Genomic DNA, 15,229 nt, shown 5'->3' with positions numbered 1-15,229 from the left:
CCGCTGCGATCCGATCGCGGCGGCCTCAGTCGTACCGCGGAAGCGTCTCGGTCAGCGGCAGGCGTAGGAGGCGTCGATGTACGACTGCGGCGGGTAACCGTAGGCCCAGACGCCGTTCGCATCGTCGGTGAACCCCATGCCGATGGCCCAGGCGGTCGCCCACTTCTCGATGCTGTCCTGGGTCGACGAGTCGTACATGTCCTCGCACTTCACGCTGATGGCGTGGCCGACCTCATGAGCGACGAGAGCCTTGCTGCGATCCGCCGGCCACTGCTCGGCGACCGAGTTCGACAGCTCGATCACGGCGCGGTCGGGCTCGTCCCACCACCAGGTGGTCAGGCCACCCATGCTGCCGTTGTCGCCGGCGTTGTTCACGATCGGGTTCCAGTCGAACTCGAGCAGGACACCCGGTGCCAGCGAGCGTGCGAACGCCTCGATCTCCAGGCGCGACCCCTGCAGCGGACCCGCCTTCTCGGCGAGTTCTGCCTGCTCCGAGGCGACGACCTGCGCGGCTGCATCCTGCAGCGCGACGAACGAGGTGACCGAGAGATCGTCGAGTGCGACCGCGTCCGAGACGTCGGACGCCGCGTCCCTCAGCGCGATGACGTCGACGTTCTTCGCGGAGATGTGGGCCGCCTCGAACGCGGCGGCCGCGGTCGCGGCCGAGCCGAGGAATCCGAGCCCGGCCTCCTCCACGGAGGTACCGGCGTCAGCGAGGCCCGGCACCTCGGCATCCAGCTCGCTGACGAACTCGTCGAGATCGTCGGCCTGCTCGTCGAGCTCGCCCGCTCGGCCGAACAGCTCCCAGAAGATGACGGGTTTCTCTCCGGCCTCCGGGAGGGTCGCCGGCACCGTCTCGCTCGCCGCGGACACGGTGTCCGAGGCGGAGGTGACGGCAGCTCCGAGGTCCTCCTTGGACGCGGCGTCGGCGAGCACGCCCGTGTCGCTCTGGAGAAGCTGGTTCGCGATCTCGGTCGTCGCCGTCACGCCGTCGGCAGAGTTCTGGAGGTTCGACACCGAGACCTGAGCGCTGTCGCGGGCCGATTCGAAGTTCGCTTCCGCGTCGTCGTAACCGAGACTCGCGGTGGTCTGCAGCGCGGCGATCGTTCCCACGGCGACGACGCCGACGGCGAGTCCGATCCACAGGCCGGGGCGCCGCTTGCGCGGTGCGCGCTGAGGCGAGTGGCCCACGATGTGTGCGGGAAGCTGATGACCGCCCCGCGGGGTGACGGCTGTGCCGATGGGGGCTGTCATGCCGAGGACCTCCAGGTGCGGACGCTGCGTACCTCGACTCTGCCAGAAGATCGTCGACTCGACGGAGAAAAAGAAGAAGGCCTCCGCATCTCTGCGGAGGCCTTCGAAGCGAGGGGGTGACGGGAATCGAACCCGCGCAATCAGTTTGGAAGACTGAGACTCTACCATTGAGCTACACCCCCGGACCCGTCGTCGTGCTCCGGGACCGATCGGCGACCTGCACCGACTGTTCGATCATAGCGGACGGTCGAGGGTGCTCCCGTCCGTTAGACTCGATGGGGCTGAATCTGCGTGCGGATTCCCCGGGGCGTAGCTCAGTTTGGTAGAGCGCCCGCTTTGGGAGCGGGAGGTCGCAGGTTCAACTCCTGTCGCCCCGACACGGCTCGACAAAGCCTGGCAGCCGCGATTCAGCGCGGAAATCACAAGGAGAACACACCAGCATGGCGAACAGCACCGTCGAGAAGCTGACCCCGACCCGGGTCAAGCTCAGCATCACGGTCACCCCCGAAGACCTCAAGCCCAGCATCTCGCACGCCTACGAGCACATCGCGCAGGACGTCCAGATCCCCGGCTTCCGCAAGGGCAAGGTTCCCGCCCCGATCATCGACCAGCGCATCGGTCGTGGAGCGGTCATCGAGCACGCCGTCAACGAGGGACTCGACAGGTTCTTCCGCGAGGCGACCGCCGAGCACAAGCTCCGCGTGGTCGGTCGTCCGTCGGCCGACATCACGCAGTGGCCGAGTGAGAAGGACTTCTCGGGCGATCTGCTCGTCGACGTCGAGGTGGACGTCCGCCCCGACATCGAGCTCCCCGACTACGCGGGCATCACGCTGACCGTCGACGCCGTCGAGGCGGATGACGCCGCGCTCGACGCCGAGCTCGAGAACATGCGCGCCCGCTTCGGCACGCTCGTCCCCGTCGACCGCCCCGCCGCGAAGGGCGACTTCGTCGAGCTCGACCTGGTCGCCACGATCGACGGCGCCGAGATCGACCGCGCCGAGGGCGTGTCGTACGAGGTCGGCTCCGGCGAGCTGCTCGAGGGCATCGACGACGCGATCGAGTCGCTGACCGCCGGTGAGGACACCACGTTCCGTTCGACCCTCGTCGGCGGCGATCACGCCGGTTCCGAGGCCGAGGTCGCCGTCTCGGTCAAGGCCGTCAAGGAGCGCGAGCTTCCCGAGGCCGACGACGACTTCGCGCAGATCGCGAGCGAGTTCGACACCATCGCCGAGCTTCGCGAGAGCCTCGCCGAGCGCGTCTCGCAGCAGGGCGTCTTCACGCAGGGCTCCGCCGCCCGCGACAAGCTCGTCGAGACCCTGCTCGAGCAGATCGAGATCCCCGTGCCGCCGCAGCTCATCGAGGACGAGGTCCACAACCACCTCGAGGGCGAGGGTCGCCTCGAAGACGACGTGCACCGCGCCGAGGTCACCGAGGCGAGCGAGAAGCAGTTCCGCACGCAGGTGCTGCTCGACACGATCGCCGAGCAGGCCGACGTGCAGGTGTCGCAGGAGGAGCTCTCGCAGTACCTCATCCAGTCCGCCGCGCAGTACGGCATGGCTCCGCAGGAGTTCGTCGAGGCGCTGCAGTCGTCGAACCAGCTCCCCGCCCTCGTCGGCGAGGTCGCACGCAACAAGGCCCTCGCGATCGCGCTCGGCAAGGTGAAGGTCGTCGACACCAACGGCAAGGCCGTCGATCTGTCCGACTTCATCGTGACCGACGACGAGGCCGCTGACGAGGCCGAGACCGAGGCCCCGGCCGAGGAGAAGCCGGCCAAGAAGGCTCCGGCCAAGAAGGCTCCCGCGAAGAAGGCCGCCGCCAAGAAGGACGACGCCGACGCCGAGGAGAAGCCGGCCAAGAAGCCCGCCGCCAAGAAGGCTCCGGCCAAGAAGGCTGCCGACAAGGGCGAGTGATCGATCACGATCTCGAAAGGGGCGGATGCTGCGGCATCCGCCCCTTTCTCGTAGCAGACGACCCTCCGAGGAGAAGAGAAGACATGACGAGCTGGGATGAGCGGATCGACGAGGTGTGGGCCGAGGCGTCCGGCGAGGAGGTCGGCGACGACACCATCGCCCGGATCGACGCTCTCGCCGCGGAGCGGGGGAGCGATGACGCCAGGGCGGAGTTCGAACGCGCCGGCGCGCGCGACTCCGCCGGCCGCCCCGCGGAGGCGGTCGTGCTGTACCGGCGGGCCCTGGAGCTCGGCCTGGACGAGGAGCACCGTCCGCAGTGCGTGATCCAGCTCGCGAGTTCGCTGCGCAACCTCGGCCAGTACGACGAGGCGCTCGAGGTCATCACGGCCGAGGCGGAGCTGTCGGCGGACGGCCCGTACCGGGACGCGGTCGCCACGGTGCATGCGCTCATCCTGGCCAGTGCCGGGAAGCCCGCGACGGGGCTGTCTGTGGCGCTGCTCGCGCTGGTGCCGCACCTGCCGCGGTACCACCGGTCGATGACGGCCTACGCCCACGAGATCGCGGATCTCGACACCTGATATGCCGACGGCGAACACGGCCTGGACGCCGTGTTGTCGCCGGTAGATTCGAATCACTGAAACACGGAATCAGGAGCTGACATGGCTGCAGAACCCCTCCTCGCGACGAGCGTCTTCGACAGGCTGTTGAAGGACCGCATCATCTGGCTGGGATCAGAGGTGCGTGACGAGAACGCCAACGAGATCTGCGCGAAGATCCTTCTTCTCGCCGCAGAGGACTCGGAAAAGGACATCTACCTCTACATCAACTCGCCCGGCGGCTCCATCACCGCGGGAATGGCGATCTACGACACGATGCAGTTCGTGCCGAACGACATCGTCACGGTCGGCATCGGAATGGCTGCGTCGATGGGTCAGCTCCTGCTGACCGCCGGCACCAAGGGTAAGCGCTACATCACCCCGAACGCCCGCGTGCTGCTGCACCAGCCGCACGGTGGCTTCGGCGGCACATCGAGCGACATCCAGACCCAGGCCCAGCTCATCGTCTCGATGAAGAACCGCCTGGCCGAGATCACCGCCGCGCAGACCGGCAAGTCGGTCGAGCAGATCAACGAAGACGGTGACCGCGACCGCTGGTTCACCGCAGATGAGGCCCTCGAGTACGGCTTCGTCGACCACATCCGCGAGTCCGCCACCGACGTCGTCGGCGGCGGCGGCACGGACGCCAACTGAGAGAGCGAGAGGAATCTTCATGTACACACCCACCTTCCGCTCCGCCGGTGACCTGCCCTCCAGCCGCTACGTCCTCCCGCAGTTCGAGGAGCGCACCGCCTACGGCTTCAAGCGTCAGGACCCGTACAACAAGCTGTTCGAAGACCGCGTGATCTTCCTCGGCGTGCAGGTCGACGACGCGTCGGCCGACGACGTCATGGCACAGCTGCTCGTGCTCGAGAGCCAGGACGCCGAGCGCGACATCACGATGTACATCAACTCGCCCGGTGGCTCGTTCACGGCCATGACCGCGATCTACGACACGATGCAGTACGTCGCGCCGCAGATCCAGACGGTCGTGCTCGGCCAGGCCGCGTCCGCGGCGTCCGTGCTCCTCGCAGCCGGAGCCCCCGGCAAGCGGCTCGCCCTGCCCAACGCCCGCGTGCTGATGCACCAGCCGGCCATGGGTGAGGCCGGGCACGGACAGGCCTCCGACATCGAGATCCAGGCGGCGGAGATCCTCCGGATGCGCACCTGGCTCGAGGAGACCATGGCCCGTCACACCGGCAAGCCGGTCGAGCAGGTCAACCGTGACATCGACCGCGACAAGATCCTGTCGGCGGCCGAGGCTCACGAGTACGGCATCGTCGACCAGGTCCTCAGCTCGCGCAAGCGCGCCTGACCCCGGTCGTCCACGAGAGGACGTCGGCCTTCGGGCCGGCGTCCTCTCGTCGTTCCGGCGGATGCGCGGAGCGATGCGGTACTTCTGCTCATATGAGCAAGCGGATGCGCGAACGGTGATTCCGACGTACCCTGGACAGGGAAGGAGGATGCCGTGGAGGACGAACTCACCATGGTCCGCGTCGCCGAGCTGTACTACGACGAGGACAAGACGCAGGACGAGATCGGCGCCCTCCTCAAGCTCTCCCGGTGGAAGGTCGGACGCCTGCTCACCCAGGCGCGCGAGCGCGGCATCGTGCGCATCGAGATCATCCACCCGCGCGCCCGTCGGCTCGGACTCGAGCGGCAGCTCGTCGAGCAGTACGGGCTGTCCGCGGCCGTCGTCGTCCCGGCGCCCGACGGCGATGACGGCACCCTGGAGCGCGTGGCGCAGGCCGCCGCCGACTACCTCAGCGCCATGCGTCCGGTTCCCCGCACGCTCGGTGTGAGCTGGGGGCGCACACTCCGCGCCGTCGCCGAGGCCCTGCCGGACGGCTGGGCGACCGGCGTCACGGTCGTGCAGCTCAACGGGGGAGTCAGCCTCAATCGGCGTTCCGGCGGTGCCGCCGGGCTCGCCGTTACGATCGCGCAGCGCGCCTCGGGACATGTCTCGCTCCTCCCGAGCCCGGCGATCCTCGAGCGCGTCGAGACCAAGCAGGCCATCGAGGCCGACCGCACCGTCGCCACCGTGCTCGAGGAGGCGGGGCAGGCGCAGGCATTCCTCTTCACCGCGGGTCCGTGCGACGCCAGCTCCGCCCACGTCGAGAACGGCTACCTGACGGCATCCGACGTCGAGGAGCTCGCGCGCCGTGGCGCGGTCGGCGACCTCCTCGGACGGTATATCGACGCCGACGGCAATATCGTCGACCCGCAGCTCGACTCGCGCACGGTCGGCGTCGACCTCGCTCGACTGCGCGAGGCGGAGCGAGCCATCTTCGTCACCGCGGGCGAGGCCAAGCACGACATCGCGCGCACGGTCGTGGCCAACGGCCTGTGCAGCGTCCTGGTGACAGACGAGACCACAGCACGAGCATTGTTGGAGGAACGATGACGACCCAAGAACTCAGCCGCAGATCGGCGGTGGACGTGCTCGGCGGAGAACCCGACGACGCGACGCTCCGCCGCTTCCTGCACGGACTCCCCGGCGTCGACGCCGTCGGGCTCGAACAGCGTGCAGCGGGACTCGGAACCCGGTCGATAAAGACGACCTCGAAGGCGTGGGCACTCGACACGATCATCAGGCTGATCGATCTGACCACGCTCGAGGGTGCGGACACTCCGGGCAAGGTGCGGTCGCTGGTCGCCAAGGCCAAGAACCCGGATGCCGCGGACCAGACCACCCCGAAGGTCGCGGCCGTGTGCGTGTACGGCGACATGGTGCCGGATGCTGTCGACGCGCTCGGAGTCATGCACGGCGACCCCGACGACGGCCTCATCTCGGTCGCCGCCGTCGCGACCGCCTTCCCGAGCGGCCGGTCGTCGCTCGCCATCAAGCTGGCCGACACCGCCGAGGCCGTGGCCGCCGGCGCCGACGAGATCGACATGGTCATCGACCGCGGGGCGTTCCTCGCGGGCCGCTATGGTCTCGTGTTCGACCAGATCGCCCAGGTCAAGGAAGCCTGTCGTCGTGCCGACGGCTCGTACGCGTCGCTCAAGGTCATTCTCGAGACCGGCGAGCTGAACACCTACGACAACATCAAGCGGGCATCCTGGCTCGGCATTCTGGCCGGAGGCGACTTCATCAAGACGTCGACCGGCAAGGTCCAGCCCGCCGCCACTCTGCCGACGACGCTGCTCATGCTCGAGACCGTGCGCGACTGGTATCGCGGCACCGGGCAGCGCATCGGCGTGAAGCCGGCCGGCGGCATCCGTGCGTCGAAGGACGCGGTGAAGTACCTGGTCACCGTCGCCGAGACCGTGGGGGAGGAGTGGCTGCAGCCGCACCTGTTCCGCTTCGGTGCGTCGAGCCTGCTCAACGACGTGCTGCTGCAGAGGCAGAAGCTCACCACCGGCCACTACTCAGGCCCCGACTACGTCACGATCGACTGAGGACGAGATATGTCATTCCTGGAATACGCTCCGGCACCGGAGTCGAAGGCCGTGCTGAACCTCAAGGACAGCTACGGCCTGTTCATCGACGGCGAGTTCGTCGACGGCTCCGGCGCGAGCTTCACCACGATCTCTCCCGCCGACGAGTCCCGCATCGCCGAGATCGCCTCGGGCACGGACGAGGACATCGACCGTGCGGTCGCCGCCGCTCGCCGTGCCTACGACAAGACGTGGTCGCGCATGAGCGGACGCGACCGCGGCAAGTACCTCTTCCGCATCGCGCGCCTCGTGCAGGAGCGCGCCCGCGAGCTCGCCGTCGCGGAGAGCCTCGACAACGGCAAGCCCATCAAGGAGAGCCGCGACGTCGACGTGCCGCTGGTCGCCTCCTGGTTCTTCTACTACGCCGGGTGGGCCGACAAGCTCGACTACGCGGGCCTCGGCGCGAACCCGCGCGCGCTCGGCGTGGCCGGTCAGGTCATCCCCTGGAACTTCCCGCTGCTCATGCTCGCGTGGAAGCTCGCGCCCGCCCTCGCGGCCGGCAACACCGTCGTGCTGAAGCCCGCGGAGACGACGCCGCTCACGGCGCTGATCTTCGCCGAGATCCTGCAGCAGGCGGACCTCCCCGCCGGTGTCGTGAACATCGTGACCGGCGCGGGGGCCACCGGCGCTGCGCTCGTGCGCCACCCCGACGTCGACAAGGTCGCGTTCACGGGCTCGACGGGGGTGGGGCGCGACATCGCGCGCGCCGTCGCCGGCACGAACAAGAAGCTGACACTGGAGCTCGGCGGCAAGGCCGCGAACATCGTGTTCGACGACGCGCCCATCGACCAGGCCGTCGAGGGGATCGTCAACGGCATCTTCTTCAACCAGGGGCACGTGTGCTGCGCGGGTAGCCGGCTGCTCGTGCAGGAGTCGATCCATGACGAGGTGATCGACCGGCTCAAGAACCGCCTGTCGACGCTGCGTCTCGGCGACCCGCTCGACAAGAACACTGACATCGGCGCGATCAACTCGGCCGCTCAGCTCGCCCGCATCCGCGAACTCAGCGACATCGGCGAGGCGGAGGGCGCGGAGCGCTGGACCGCGGACTGCGCCATCCCGGAGAAGGGGTTCTGGTTCGCCCCGACGATCTTCACGGGCGTCGAGGCGTCGCACCGGATCGCCCGCGACGAGGTCTTCGGCCCTGTGCTGTCGGTGCTCACGTTCCGCACTCCGGCAGAGGCGATCGCGAAGGCGAACAACACCCCGTACGGCCTGTCGGCGGGCATCTGGTCGGACAAGGGCTCCCGCATCCTCGCGGTCGCCGACCGTCTGCGGGCGGGCGTCGTCTGGGCCAACACGTTCAACCGATTCGACCCGTCGAGCCCGTTCGGCGGCTACAAGGAGTCCGGCTACGGCCGCGAAGGCGGACGCCAGGGTCTCACCGCGTACCTGAAGGGGGCCGCAGCATGAGCAAGCGACTCAGTGTTCCGAAGACGTACAAGCTCGCCATCGGCGGCGCGTTCCCCCGAAGCGAGTCCGGACGCACCTACGAGGTGCTCTCGGCCAAGGGCGCCTTCCTCGCGAACGCGGCGAAGGGCTCGCGGAAGGACGCGAGGGATGCCGTCGTCGCAGCCCGTGCGGCGGTCAAGGGCTGGTCGGGCGCGACCGCGTACAACCGCGGCCAGGTGCTCTACCGTGTCGCCGAGGTGCTCGAGGGCCGCCGCGCGCAGTTCATCGACGAGATCTCGGCGCAGGAGGGCGTGTCGTCGTCGGCGGCATCCGCCCAGGTCGACGAGGCGATCGACCTGTGGGTCTGGTACGCGGGCTGGTGCGACAAGTACGCGCAGGTCGCCGGCAACGCGAATCCGGTGTCCGGTCCGTACTTCAACATCTCGGTGCCCGAGCCCACGGGTGTCGTCGCGATCGTCGCACCGCAGGACTCCGCGCTGCTCGGGCTCGTGTCGGTCGTCGCCCCGGCGCTGGTCGCCGGGAACACGGTCGTCGTGGTCGCCAGCGAACGGCATCCGCTCTCTGCGATCAGCCTGGCAGAGGTGCTCGCGACGAGCGACGTGCCGGGGGGAGTCGTGAACGTGCTCACAGGATCCCCCGCGGAGATCGCCCCGTGGCTCGCCTCGCACCAGGACGTGAACGCGCTCGATCTCGCCGGAGCCGGCGACCTCGACTGGGTCGACATGCAGATCGCCGCCGCCGAGACGCTGAAGCGCGTCCTGGCGCCCGGTGCTGTCACCGCCTCCCCCGAGCGGATCGCCGCGTTCACCGAGGTGAAGACGGTCTGGCACACGAAGAGCATGGTCTGACGCCGCTCTTTGCGCCGCATCCACCGCCGCCCCTGCCTGACTACGAGGCCCCTGCTCGTTCACGTGAACAAGCAGGGGCTTCGGCGCTCAGCGGGGGCGTCGTGCCACGGGTTCCTGCTGCGGTCTGCGCCGAGTGGCGGGGTAGCCAACTCGCGGAGCCGCGGTCCGCGCCAATGCGTCCCTGTGTCGGATGCACCGGTTAGGCTCAGTAGACGATCTCTGGATCCCTCGAGGAGGACGCGCATGGCCCGTATCGGTGAAAGCGCTGACCTGTTCAAGTGCTCGTTCTGCGGAAAGAGCCAAAAGCAGGTGCAGCAGCTCATCGCTGGCCCCGGTGTGTACATCTGCGACGAATGCGTGGAGCTGTGCAACGAGATCATCGAGGAGCGCATGGCGGAGTCGTCCGCCGAGGGCACGGCCGACTTCGAGCTGCCCAAGCCTCGCGAGATCTTCTCCTTCCTGGAGGAGTACGTCGTCGGGCAGGAGCCCGCCAAGAAGGCGCTGGCCGTCGCGGTCTACAACCACTACAAGCGCATCCGCGCGCACGGCACGCTGCAGCCGGCCGAGCAGAAGGCCGAGAGCGTGGAGATCGCCAAGAGCAACATCCTGCTCATCGGCCCGACGGGCTGCGGCAAGACCTACCTGGCACAGACGCTCGCCAAGCGACTGAACGTGCCGTTCGCGGTCGCCGATGCCACCGCACTCACCGAGGCGGGTTACGTCGGCGAAGACGTCGAGAACATCCTCCTCAAGCTCATCCAGGCCGCCGACTACGACGTCAAGCGCGCCGAGCAGGGCATCATCTACATCGACGAGGTCGACAAGATCGCCCGCAAAGCCGAGAACCCGTCGATCACGCGCGACGTCTCGGGTGAGGGCGTGCAGCAGGCGCTCCTCAAGATCATCGAGGGAACGGTCGCGTCGGTCCCGCCGCAGGGCGGCCGCAAGCACCCGCACCAGGAGTTCCTGCAGATCGACACCTCGAACGTCCTCTTCATCGTCGCGGGAGCGTTCGCCGGACTCGAAGACATCGTCTCGGCGCGCGTCGGCAAGCACGGCATCGGCTTCGGCGCTCCGCTGCACGACAAGGGCAAGGATCTCGACCTGTTCAGCGAGGTGCTCCCGGAGGACCTGCACAAGTTCGGCCTGATCCCCGAGTTCATCGGCCGGCTTCCCGTCGTGACGAACGTGTCGCCGCTCGACCAGGATGCCCTGATCGACATCCTCACCGGACCGCGCAACGCCCTCGTCAAGCAGTACCAGCGCATGTTCGAACTCGACGGCGTCGAGCTGGAGTTCGAGGACGAGGCGCTCCGGTCGATCGCCGACCTCGCAGTCGAGCGGAAGACCGGCGCCCGCGGTCTGCGAGCCATCCTCGAAGACGTGCTCGGGCCGATCATGTTCGAGATCCCGTCGGCAGAAGACGTCGCCAAGGTCATCGTCACCCGCGCGGCCGTCGAAGAAGGCGCGCCGCCCACCATCGTGATGGAGCGCAAGCGCAAGAGCGCCTGATCGTGCGGCCGGAGCCGTGGGAGGTCCTCTCCCGGCGTGTGCTCGTCGAGGACGAATGGATCCACCTCCGGGCCGATGACTGCCGTGCGAGTGGCGGTCGGTCGATCGCGCCGTACTACGTGCTCGAGTATCCCGACTGGGTGTCCGTCCTGGCGCTCGACCGCGACGGCCGTGCGATCGTCGTCGACGAGTACCGTCACGGCGGCGGGGTGATCGCACTGGGCACGATCGGCGGCGGGGTCGCGGTCGGAGAGACCCCGGCTGCAGCAGCCGCGCGGGAGCTGCGCGAGGAGACCGGCTACGCCTCGTCCGAGATCGTCGACCTCGGAGCGACCTGGGCGAACTTCGGAAACCAGACGAACCGAGTCCACCACTTCCTCGCCCTCGGATGCCGTGTCGTCGGCGAGCCGGAGCCCGACGAAAACGAGACGATCACGGTGCAGATCCTGCCGATGGAAACGCTGGGGGAGCAGCTGCGCCAGAGCTACCACCAGCTGACCTGGTTCAAGGCCAGAGACTGGATCGCCCGGGAGACGCCGGCGGCCGGACGATGACGACCCGGGGATCTTCAGTGCTCGGAACCGTCGTCGCGCTCGGGGGTGGCGGATTCTCGATGTCGGATGACGGACGCTCCGCTCTCGACGACCACCTCCTGGATCTGACCGGGGTGGACCGGCCACGGGTGTGCTTCGTGCCGACAGCCAGCGGGGACTCGTCCGACTACAGCCGCCGCTTCGCCGACGCGTTCGCCGGTCGTGCTGAGACCTCGGTGCTCTCGTTGTTCGCCACCCCGCCGCACGGGTATCGCGATCCGCGGGTCCTGCTGGATCAGGACGTCGTGTACGTCGGCGGTGGGTCGACCGCGAACCTGCTCGCCGTCTGGCGTCTGCACGGGCTCCCCGCCATCCTCCGCGAGGCGGCGGCGGCGGGCACCGTCCTCGCCGGCATCAGCGCGGGGATGAACTGCTGGTTCGGACAGAGCTCGACCGACTCGTTCGGACCGCTCGCTCCGCTGCGCGACGGGCTGGGGTTCATCGAGGGCAGCGCCTGCCCGCACTATCTCGGAGAACCGGGTCGGCGGGATCAGTACCTCGACTGGGTGCGAAGCGGGGACCTCGCGGATGGATACGCCGCCGACGACTTCACCGCGCTCGTGTTCCGCGATGGAATGCTGACCGATGCCGTGGCCGAGCGGGCGGGGCGCACGGCGTTCCGTGTCCACCGCGGGGGCGACGGCGTGATCGAGGACCCCATCGAAGTGCGAACGCTGGGCTGACCCAGGCGGCTCAGGGCGTCAACCCCCGGCGCTTCAGCAGCGGTGCGATCTCGGCATCCCTCCCGCGGAAGTCGCGGTAGGCCGCCAGGGGATCCTTCGACCCGCCGACGCCGAGCAGGCGCGCGCGGAAACGGTCACCGTTCGCGCGGGTCAGCCCCCCGTTCTCGCGGAACCACTCGACCGTGTCGGCGTCGAGCACCTCGCTCCAGATGTACGAGTAGTACCCGGCGCTGTATCCGCCGGAGAACACGTGCGCGAAGTACGCGGACGAGTACCGGGTGGGGACGGCGGGGTCATCGAGGCCGATGTCGGACAGGGCGGATGCCTCGAGCGCCGCCGCGTCGGTCACTCTCTCGTCGGGACCGATGCGATGCCAGGCCTGGTCGAGCCACGCGGCGGCGAGGTACTCGCTCGTGGCGTGCCCCTGATCGAACGTCTCGGCGGAGCGCAGACGCTCGACGACCGCGGCATCCAGGGGTTCTCCCGTGACGTGATGACGGGCGTAGTTGTCGAGCACTTCCGGCCACAGGATCCACATCTCGTTCACCTGGCTGGGGAACTCCACGAAGTCGCGGAACACGTTGGTTCCGGCGAAATGCGGGTAGGTGACGACCGCGAACAGGCCGTGCAGCGCGTGACCGAACTCGTGGAAGAGCGTGGTGACCTCGTCGAGCGTGAGCAGCGTCGGCTCGCCGTCCGCCGGCTGCGGGACGTTGAGATTGTTGACGACGACCGGACGCGTGCCGCGGAGTCGTGACTGGCTCACGATCGGGTTCATCCATGCGCCGCCCCGCTTCGAGTCGCGCGTGTACAGGTCGAGGACGTACAGCCCGAGCTCGGAGCCGTCCTCGTTGCGTACCTCGAACACCCGGGCGCCCGGGTGGTACGCCACCAGGTCGGCGCGTTCCGCGAACGTCACGCCGTACAGCTGCGTCGCGGCGAAGAACACGCCGTCGTGCAGCACCCGCTCGGCCTCGAACCACGGCCGAAGAGCCGCCGTGTCGATGTCGTAGCGCGCCGCGCGCGCCTTCTCCGTGTAGAAACCCCAGTCATGCGCCTCGACGGGGAAGGGATCGGGCTCGGTCTCGTCGACGATCTGCTGCAGAGCGGCCCGTTCGACGGCCGCGTTACGCGCCGACGGTGCGGCGAGCTCGCGCAGCATCCGCTCGACGGCCTCGGGTGTGCCCGCGGTCTCGTCTGCCGTGACGTAGGCCGCGTGCGATGCGTAGCCGAGCAGCGCCGCCCTCTCCGCGCGCAGCCGGGCGATCTCGATGAGCACGGGTCGGTTGTCGTTCGCGTTGCCGCGCGACGCCCTGCTGCGGGATGCCTCCATGATCCGCCGACGCGACTCGCGGTTCTGCAGCTGCGCCAGGTACGGGTGCCCCGTGAAGAGGGGGAGCGACACGAGGTACCCGTCGAGTCCGCGCTCCGCGGCGGAACGCGCGGCGGCCGAGAGCTCGCCGGCTCCCAGTCCCGCGAGCTCGTCCGCGGTCTCGAACACGACGGCCAGGTCGTTGGTGTCGTTCAGCAGGTTCCGCTCGAAGGTGTTGCTGAGCGTCGAGAGCTGCTGGTTGAGGAGCGTGAGTCGTGCCTTCGCCTCGTCGTCGAGCGCCGCACCGGCGTGCGTCATCTCGCGGTGGTGGCGTTCCACGAGGTACCGCTGCTCCGCGTCGAGGTCGAGGTCGTCGAGCTGCGCGTGGATTTGCTGCACGCGCCAGTAGAGCGCACCGTCGAGCGTCACGGCGTCGTGATGCGCGGCCATCAGCGGAGCCAGCTGCTCGTCGACGGCCTGGATCTCGGGTGTCGCGTCGGCCGAGCTCACGGTGTAGAACGCGTGCGAGACCCGGTCGAGCAGCTCGCCCGAGCGTTCGAGCGCCTCGACGGTGTTCTCGAACGTCGGCATCGAGCGCACCATCGTGATGCGGGAGATCTCTCGGCGGTGCTCCTCGAAGGCCGCACGGAACGCCGGAAGGTAGTGCTCGGGGCGGATGCGGGCGTAGTCGGGGAGTCCGTAGGGGAGTGTCGACGGCTGCAGCAGCGGGTTCGTGGCCTCGGTCATCCTCTGAGCCTAGCCATCGCGCGCTCGAGGGCCTCGACGACCAGACGCACGGATCGGCGGCGCAGGTTCTCCGGTCGAGCGAGCACGTCGATGAGGCGATGCGTCGAGACTCCGCGCAGCGGCAGCCTCGCGATCTCGCGGTCGTCGACGGTCCGTGAGGTGTAGCGCGGCAGCATCCCGATGACCCCTCCTGCGGCGATGACCGCGGCCACGGCGCCGTAGTCGTTGATGCGGTGCCGGATCTCGACCGGGCGGCCGGCAACGGCCGCCACCGCCGCGAGGACGTCGTCGGGGGAGTACCCGGCCCGACTGGTCACCCACGGACCGTCGACCACGTCGAGCGGTGAGACGCGCGTGCGGTGGGCGAGTGGGTGCGCTGCTGCGACCGCGACGTCGAGGGGCTCCTTCACGAGCGTCATGCTGCGCATGCCCTGCGTCGGCCACGGTGTGGAGTGCTCCATCCGATGCGCCAGCACCAGGTCGTAGCGAGCCGTCAGGGCGGGGAACTCGCTCTGCGCGACGTCCTCGTCGGTGAGCTCGACCGTGGGAGCGTCGTCGCCGAGCTCTCGAACGAGTTCGCCGAAGAGGGCCTGTCCGACGCTGTGGAATCCGCTCACCGTGACCACCCCGGTGTGATCGCTCTCGAAGTCGTCGACGGCGTGGCGGGCCGAGGCGATCGCATCGATCGCCTCGGCACCCGCGGCAGCGAGCACCTGCCCGGCGGACGTGAGCGTGAGGCGCCGGCCGTCCTTCCGGGTGAGGGGAGTGCGGAAGCCGCGCTGCAGGGCAGCGAGATGCTGCGAGACGGCGGAGGGTGTCACCGACAGCGCATCGGCGACGGCTGCCACGCTGCCCAGGGCGCCGAGCTCGCGCAGGATCTGCAGCTGGTGGATCTCCATAACGAAAGCTTAGCGATCACT

Annotated in this window: 14 protein-coding genes and 2 tRNA genes; 12 read left to right on the top strand and 4 right to left on the bottom strand. The window is 68.7% G+C overall.

Features of this window, described 5'->3' with window-relative positions; translation table 11 throughout:
* Window positions 1-51: 51 nt before the first annotated feature.
* Window positions 52-1,254, bottom strand: coding sequence for a hypothetical protein (locus RAC81_RS14200; RefSeq protein WP_375082969.1), 1,203 nt, complete (start codon window positions 1,252-1,254; stop codon window positions 52-54).
* A 111-nt stretch (window positions 1,255-1,365) separates the two neighbouring features.
* Window positions 1,366-1,436, bottom strand: a tRNA-Gly gene (locus RAC81_RS14195).
* A 121-nt stretch (window positions 1,437-1,557) separates the two neighbouring features.
* Between RAC81_RS14195 and RAC81_RS14190 the strand changes: the two genes are divergently transcribed.
* The 12 genes from RAC81_RS14190 to RAC81_RS14135 all read left to right on the top strand — a co-directional run bounded on the left by RAC81_RS14190 (window position 1,558) and on the right by RAC81_RS14135 (window position 12,250).
* Window positions 1,558-1,631, top strand: a tRNA-Pro gene (locus tag RAC81_RS14190).
* Window positions 1,632-1,694: 63 nt separating this feature from the next.
* The gene (gene tig / locus RAC81_RS14185) at window positions 1,695-3,164 is read left to right on the top strand and encodes a trigger factor (protein WP_375082968.1); all 1,470 of its coding nucleotides are present in this window, start codon (window positions 1,695-1,697) and stop codon (window positions 3,162-3,164) included.
* 83 nt (window positions 3,165-3,247) lie between these two features.
* The gene (locus RAC81_RS14180; RefSeq protein ID WP_375082967.1) at window positions 3,248-3,742 is read left to right on the top strand and encodes a tetratricopeptide repeat protein; all 495 of its coding nucleotides are present in this window, start codon (window positions 3,248-3,250) and stop codon (window positions 3,740-3,742) included.
* Between the two features lie 81 nt (window positions 3,743-3,823).
* Window positions 3,824-4,414 carry an ATP-dependent Clp protease proteolytic subunit gene (locus tag RAC81_RS14175; protein ID WP_096715615.1) on the top strand — a complete coding sequence of 197 codons (591 nt, stop codon included), beginning with the start codon at window positions 3,824-3,826 and terminating at the stop codon, window positions 4,412-4,414.
* A gap of 19 nt (window positions 4,415-4,433) precedes the next feature.
* A complete protein-coding gene (locus RAC81_RS14170) occupies window positions 4,434-5,075 on the top strand; it encodes an ATP-dependent Clp protease proteolytic subunit (RefSeq protein ID WP_096715614.1) in 642 nt (213 codons plus the stop codon).
* A gap of 153 nt (window positions 5,076-5,228) precedes the next feature.
* Complete coding sequence (locus RAC81_RS14165) at window positions 5,229-6,164, top strand: sugar-binding transcriptional regulator (RefSeq protein WP_375082966.1); 936 nt, start codon at window positions 5,229-5,231, stop codon at window positions 6,162-6,164.
* Window positions 6,161-7,162, top strand: a complete 1,002-nt coding sequence (deoC, locus tag RAC81_RS14160) for a deoxyribose-phosphate aldolase (RefSeq protein ID WP_375082965.1) — start codon at window positions 6,161-6,163, stop codon at window positions 7,160-7,162. Before RAC81_RS14165 ends, deoC begins: the two co-directional genes overlap by 4 nt.
* 9 nt (window positions 7,163-7,171) lie before the next feature.
* Window positions 7,172-8,614 (top strand): aldehyde dehydrogenase family protein, encoded by a 1,443-nt coding sequence (locus RAC81_RS14155; protein ID WP_375082964.1) that lies wholly within the window; start codon window positions 7,172-7,174, stop codon window positions 8,612-8,614.
* Complete coding sequence (locus tag RAC81_RS14150; protein WP_375082963.1) at window positions 8,611-9,462, top strand: aldehyde dehydrogenase family protein; 852 nt, start codon at window positions 8,611-8,613, stop codon at window positions 9,460-9,462. The genes RAC81_RS14155 and RAC81_RS14150 overlap by 4 nt, the downstream gene beginning before the upstream one ends.
* A gap of 243 nt (window positions 9,463-9,705) precedes the next feature.
* Entirely contained in the window at window positions 9,706-10,974 is a 1,269-nt protein-coding gene (clpX, locus tag RAC81_RS14145; protein ID WP_375082962.1) for an ATP-dependent Clp protease ATP-binding subunit ClpX, read from the top strand.
* 2 nt (window positions 10,975-10,976) lie between these two features.
* Window positions 10,977-11,528 carry an NUDIX hydrolase gene (locus RAC81_RS14140; RefSeq protein ID WP_375082961.1) on the top strand — a complete coding sequence of 184 codons (552 nt, stop codon included), beginning with the start codon at window positions 10,977-10,979 and terminating at the stop codon, window positions 11,526-11,528.
* A gap of 17 nt (window positions 11,529-11,545) precedes the next feature.
* Entirely contained in the window at window positions 11,546-12,250 is a 705-nt protein-coding gene (locus tag RAC81_RS14135; RefSeq protein ID WP_375082960.1) for a Type 1 glutamine amidotransferase-like domain-containing protein, read from the top strand.
* A gap of 10 nt (window positions 12,251-12,260) precedes the next feature.
* Here the strand turns inward: RAC81_RS14135 and RAC81_RS14130 are convergent, their stop codons facing one another.
* Both RAC81_RS14130 and RAC81_RS14125 read right to left on the bottom strand, forming a co-directional pair.
* The gene (locus RAC81_RS14130) at window positions 12,261-14,309 is read right to left on the bottom strand and encodes a M3 family metallopeptidase (protein ID WP_375082959.1); all 2,049 of its coding nucleotides are present in this window, start codon (window positions 14,307-14,309) and stop codon (window positions 12,261-12,263) included.
* The gene (locus tag RAC81_RS14125) at window positions 14,306-15,208 is read right to left on the bottom strand and encodes a LysR family transcriptional regulator (RefSeq protein WP_375082958.1); all 903 of its coding nucleotides are present in this window, start codon (window positions 15,206-15,208) and stop codon (window positions 14,306-14,308) included. The genes RAC81_RS14130 and RAC81_RS14125 overlap by 4 nt, the downstream gene beginning before the upstream one ends.
* Between the last annotated feature and the right edge of the window lie 21 nt (window positions 15,209-15,229).

This window comes from Microbacterium sp. CR_7 (assembly GCF_041954755.1).
GTDB lineage: Bacteria > Actinomycetota > Actinomycetes > Actinomycetales > Microbacteriaceae > Microbacterium.
This window is presented reverse-complemented; position numbering and strand designations above follow the sequence as displayed.

Excerpts from the sequence above, each read along its gene's own strand:
- RAC81_RS14150 (WP_375082963.1), top strand. The coding sequence starts at position 8,611 with ATGAGCAAGCGACTCAGTGTTCCGAAGACGTACAAGCTCGCCATCGGC.
- RAC81_RS14170 (WP_096715614.1), top strand. The coding sequence starts at position 4,434 with ATGTACACACCCACCTTCCGCTCCGCCGGTGACCTGCCCTCCAGCCGC.
- RAC81_RS14175 (WP_096715615.1), top strand. The coding sequence starts at position 3,824 with ATGGCTGCAGAACCCCTCCTCGCGACGAGCGTCTTCGACAGGCTGTTG.
- RAC81_RS14180 (WP_375082967.1), top strand. The coding sequence starts at position 3,248 with ATGACGAGCTGGGATGAGCGGATCGACGAGGTGTGGGCCGAGGCGTCC.
- RAC81_RS14130 (WP_375082959.1), bottom strand. The coding sequence starts at position 14,309 with ATGACCGAGGCCACGAACCCGCTGCTGCAGCCGTCGACACTCCCCTAC.
- deoC (WP_375082965.1), top strand. The coding sequence starts at position 6,161 with ATGACGACCCAAGAACTCAGCCGCAGATCGGCGGTGGACGTGCTCGGC.
- tig (WP_375082968.1), top strand. The coding sequence starts at position 1,695 with ATGGCGAACAGCACCGTCGAGAAGCTGACCCCGACCCGGGTCAAGCTC.
- RAC81_RS14200 (WP_375082969.1), bottom strand. The coding sequence starts at position 1,254 with ATGACAGCCCCCATCGGCACAGCCGTCACCCCGCGGGGCGGTCATCAG.
- clpX (WP_375082962.1), top strand. The coding sequence starts at position 9,706 with ATGGCCCGTATCGGTGAAAGCGCTGACCTGTTCAAGTGCTCGTTCTGC.
- RAC81_RS14125 (WP_375082958.1), bottom strand. The coding sequence starts at position 15,208 with ATGGAGATCCACCAGCTGCAGATCCTGCGCGAGCTCGGCGCCCTGGGC.
- RAC81_RS14155 (WP_375082964.1), top strand. The coding sequence starts at position 7,172 with ATGTCATTCCTGGAATACGCTCCGGCACCGGAGTCGAAGGCCGTGCTG.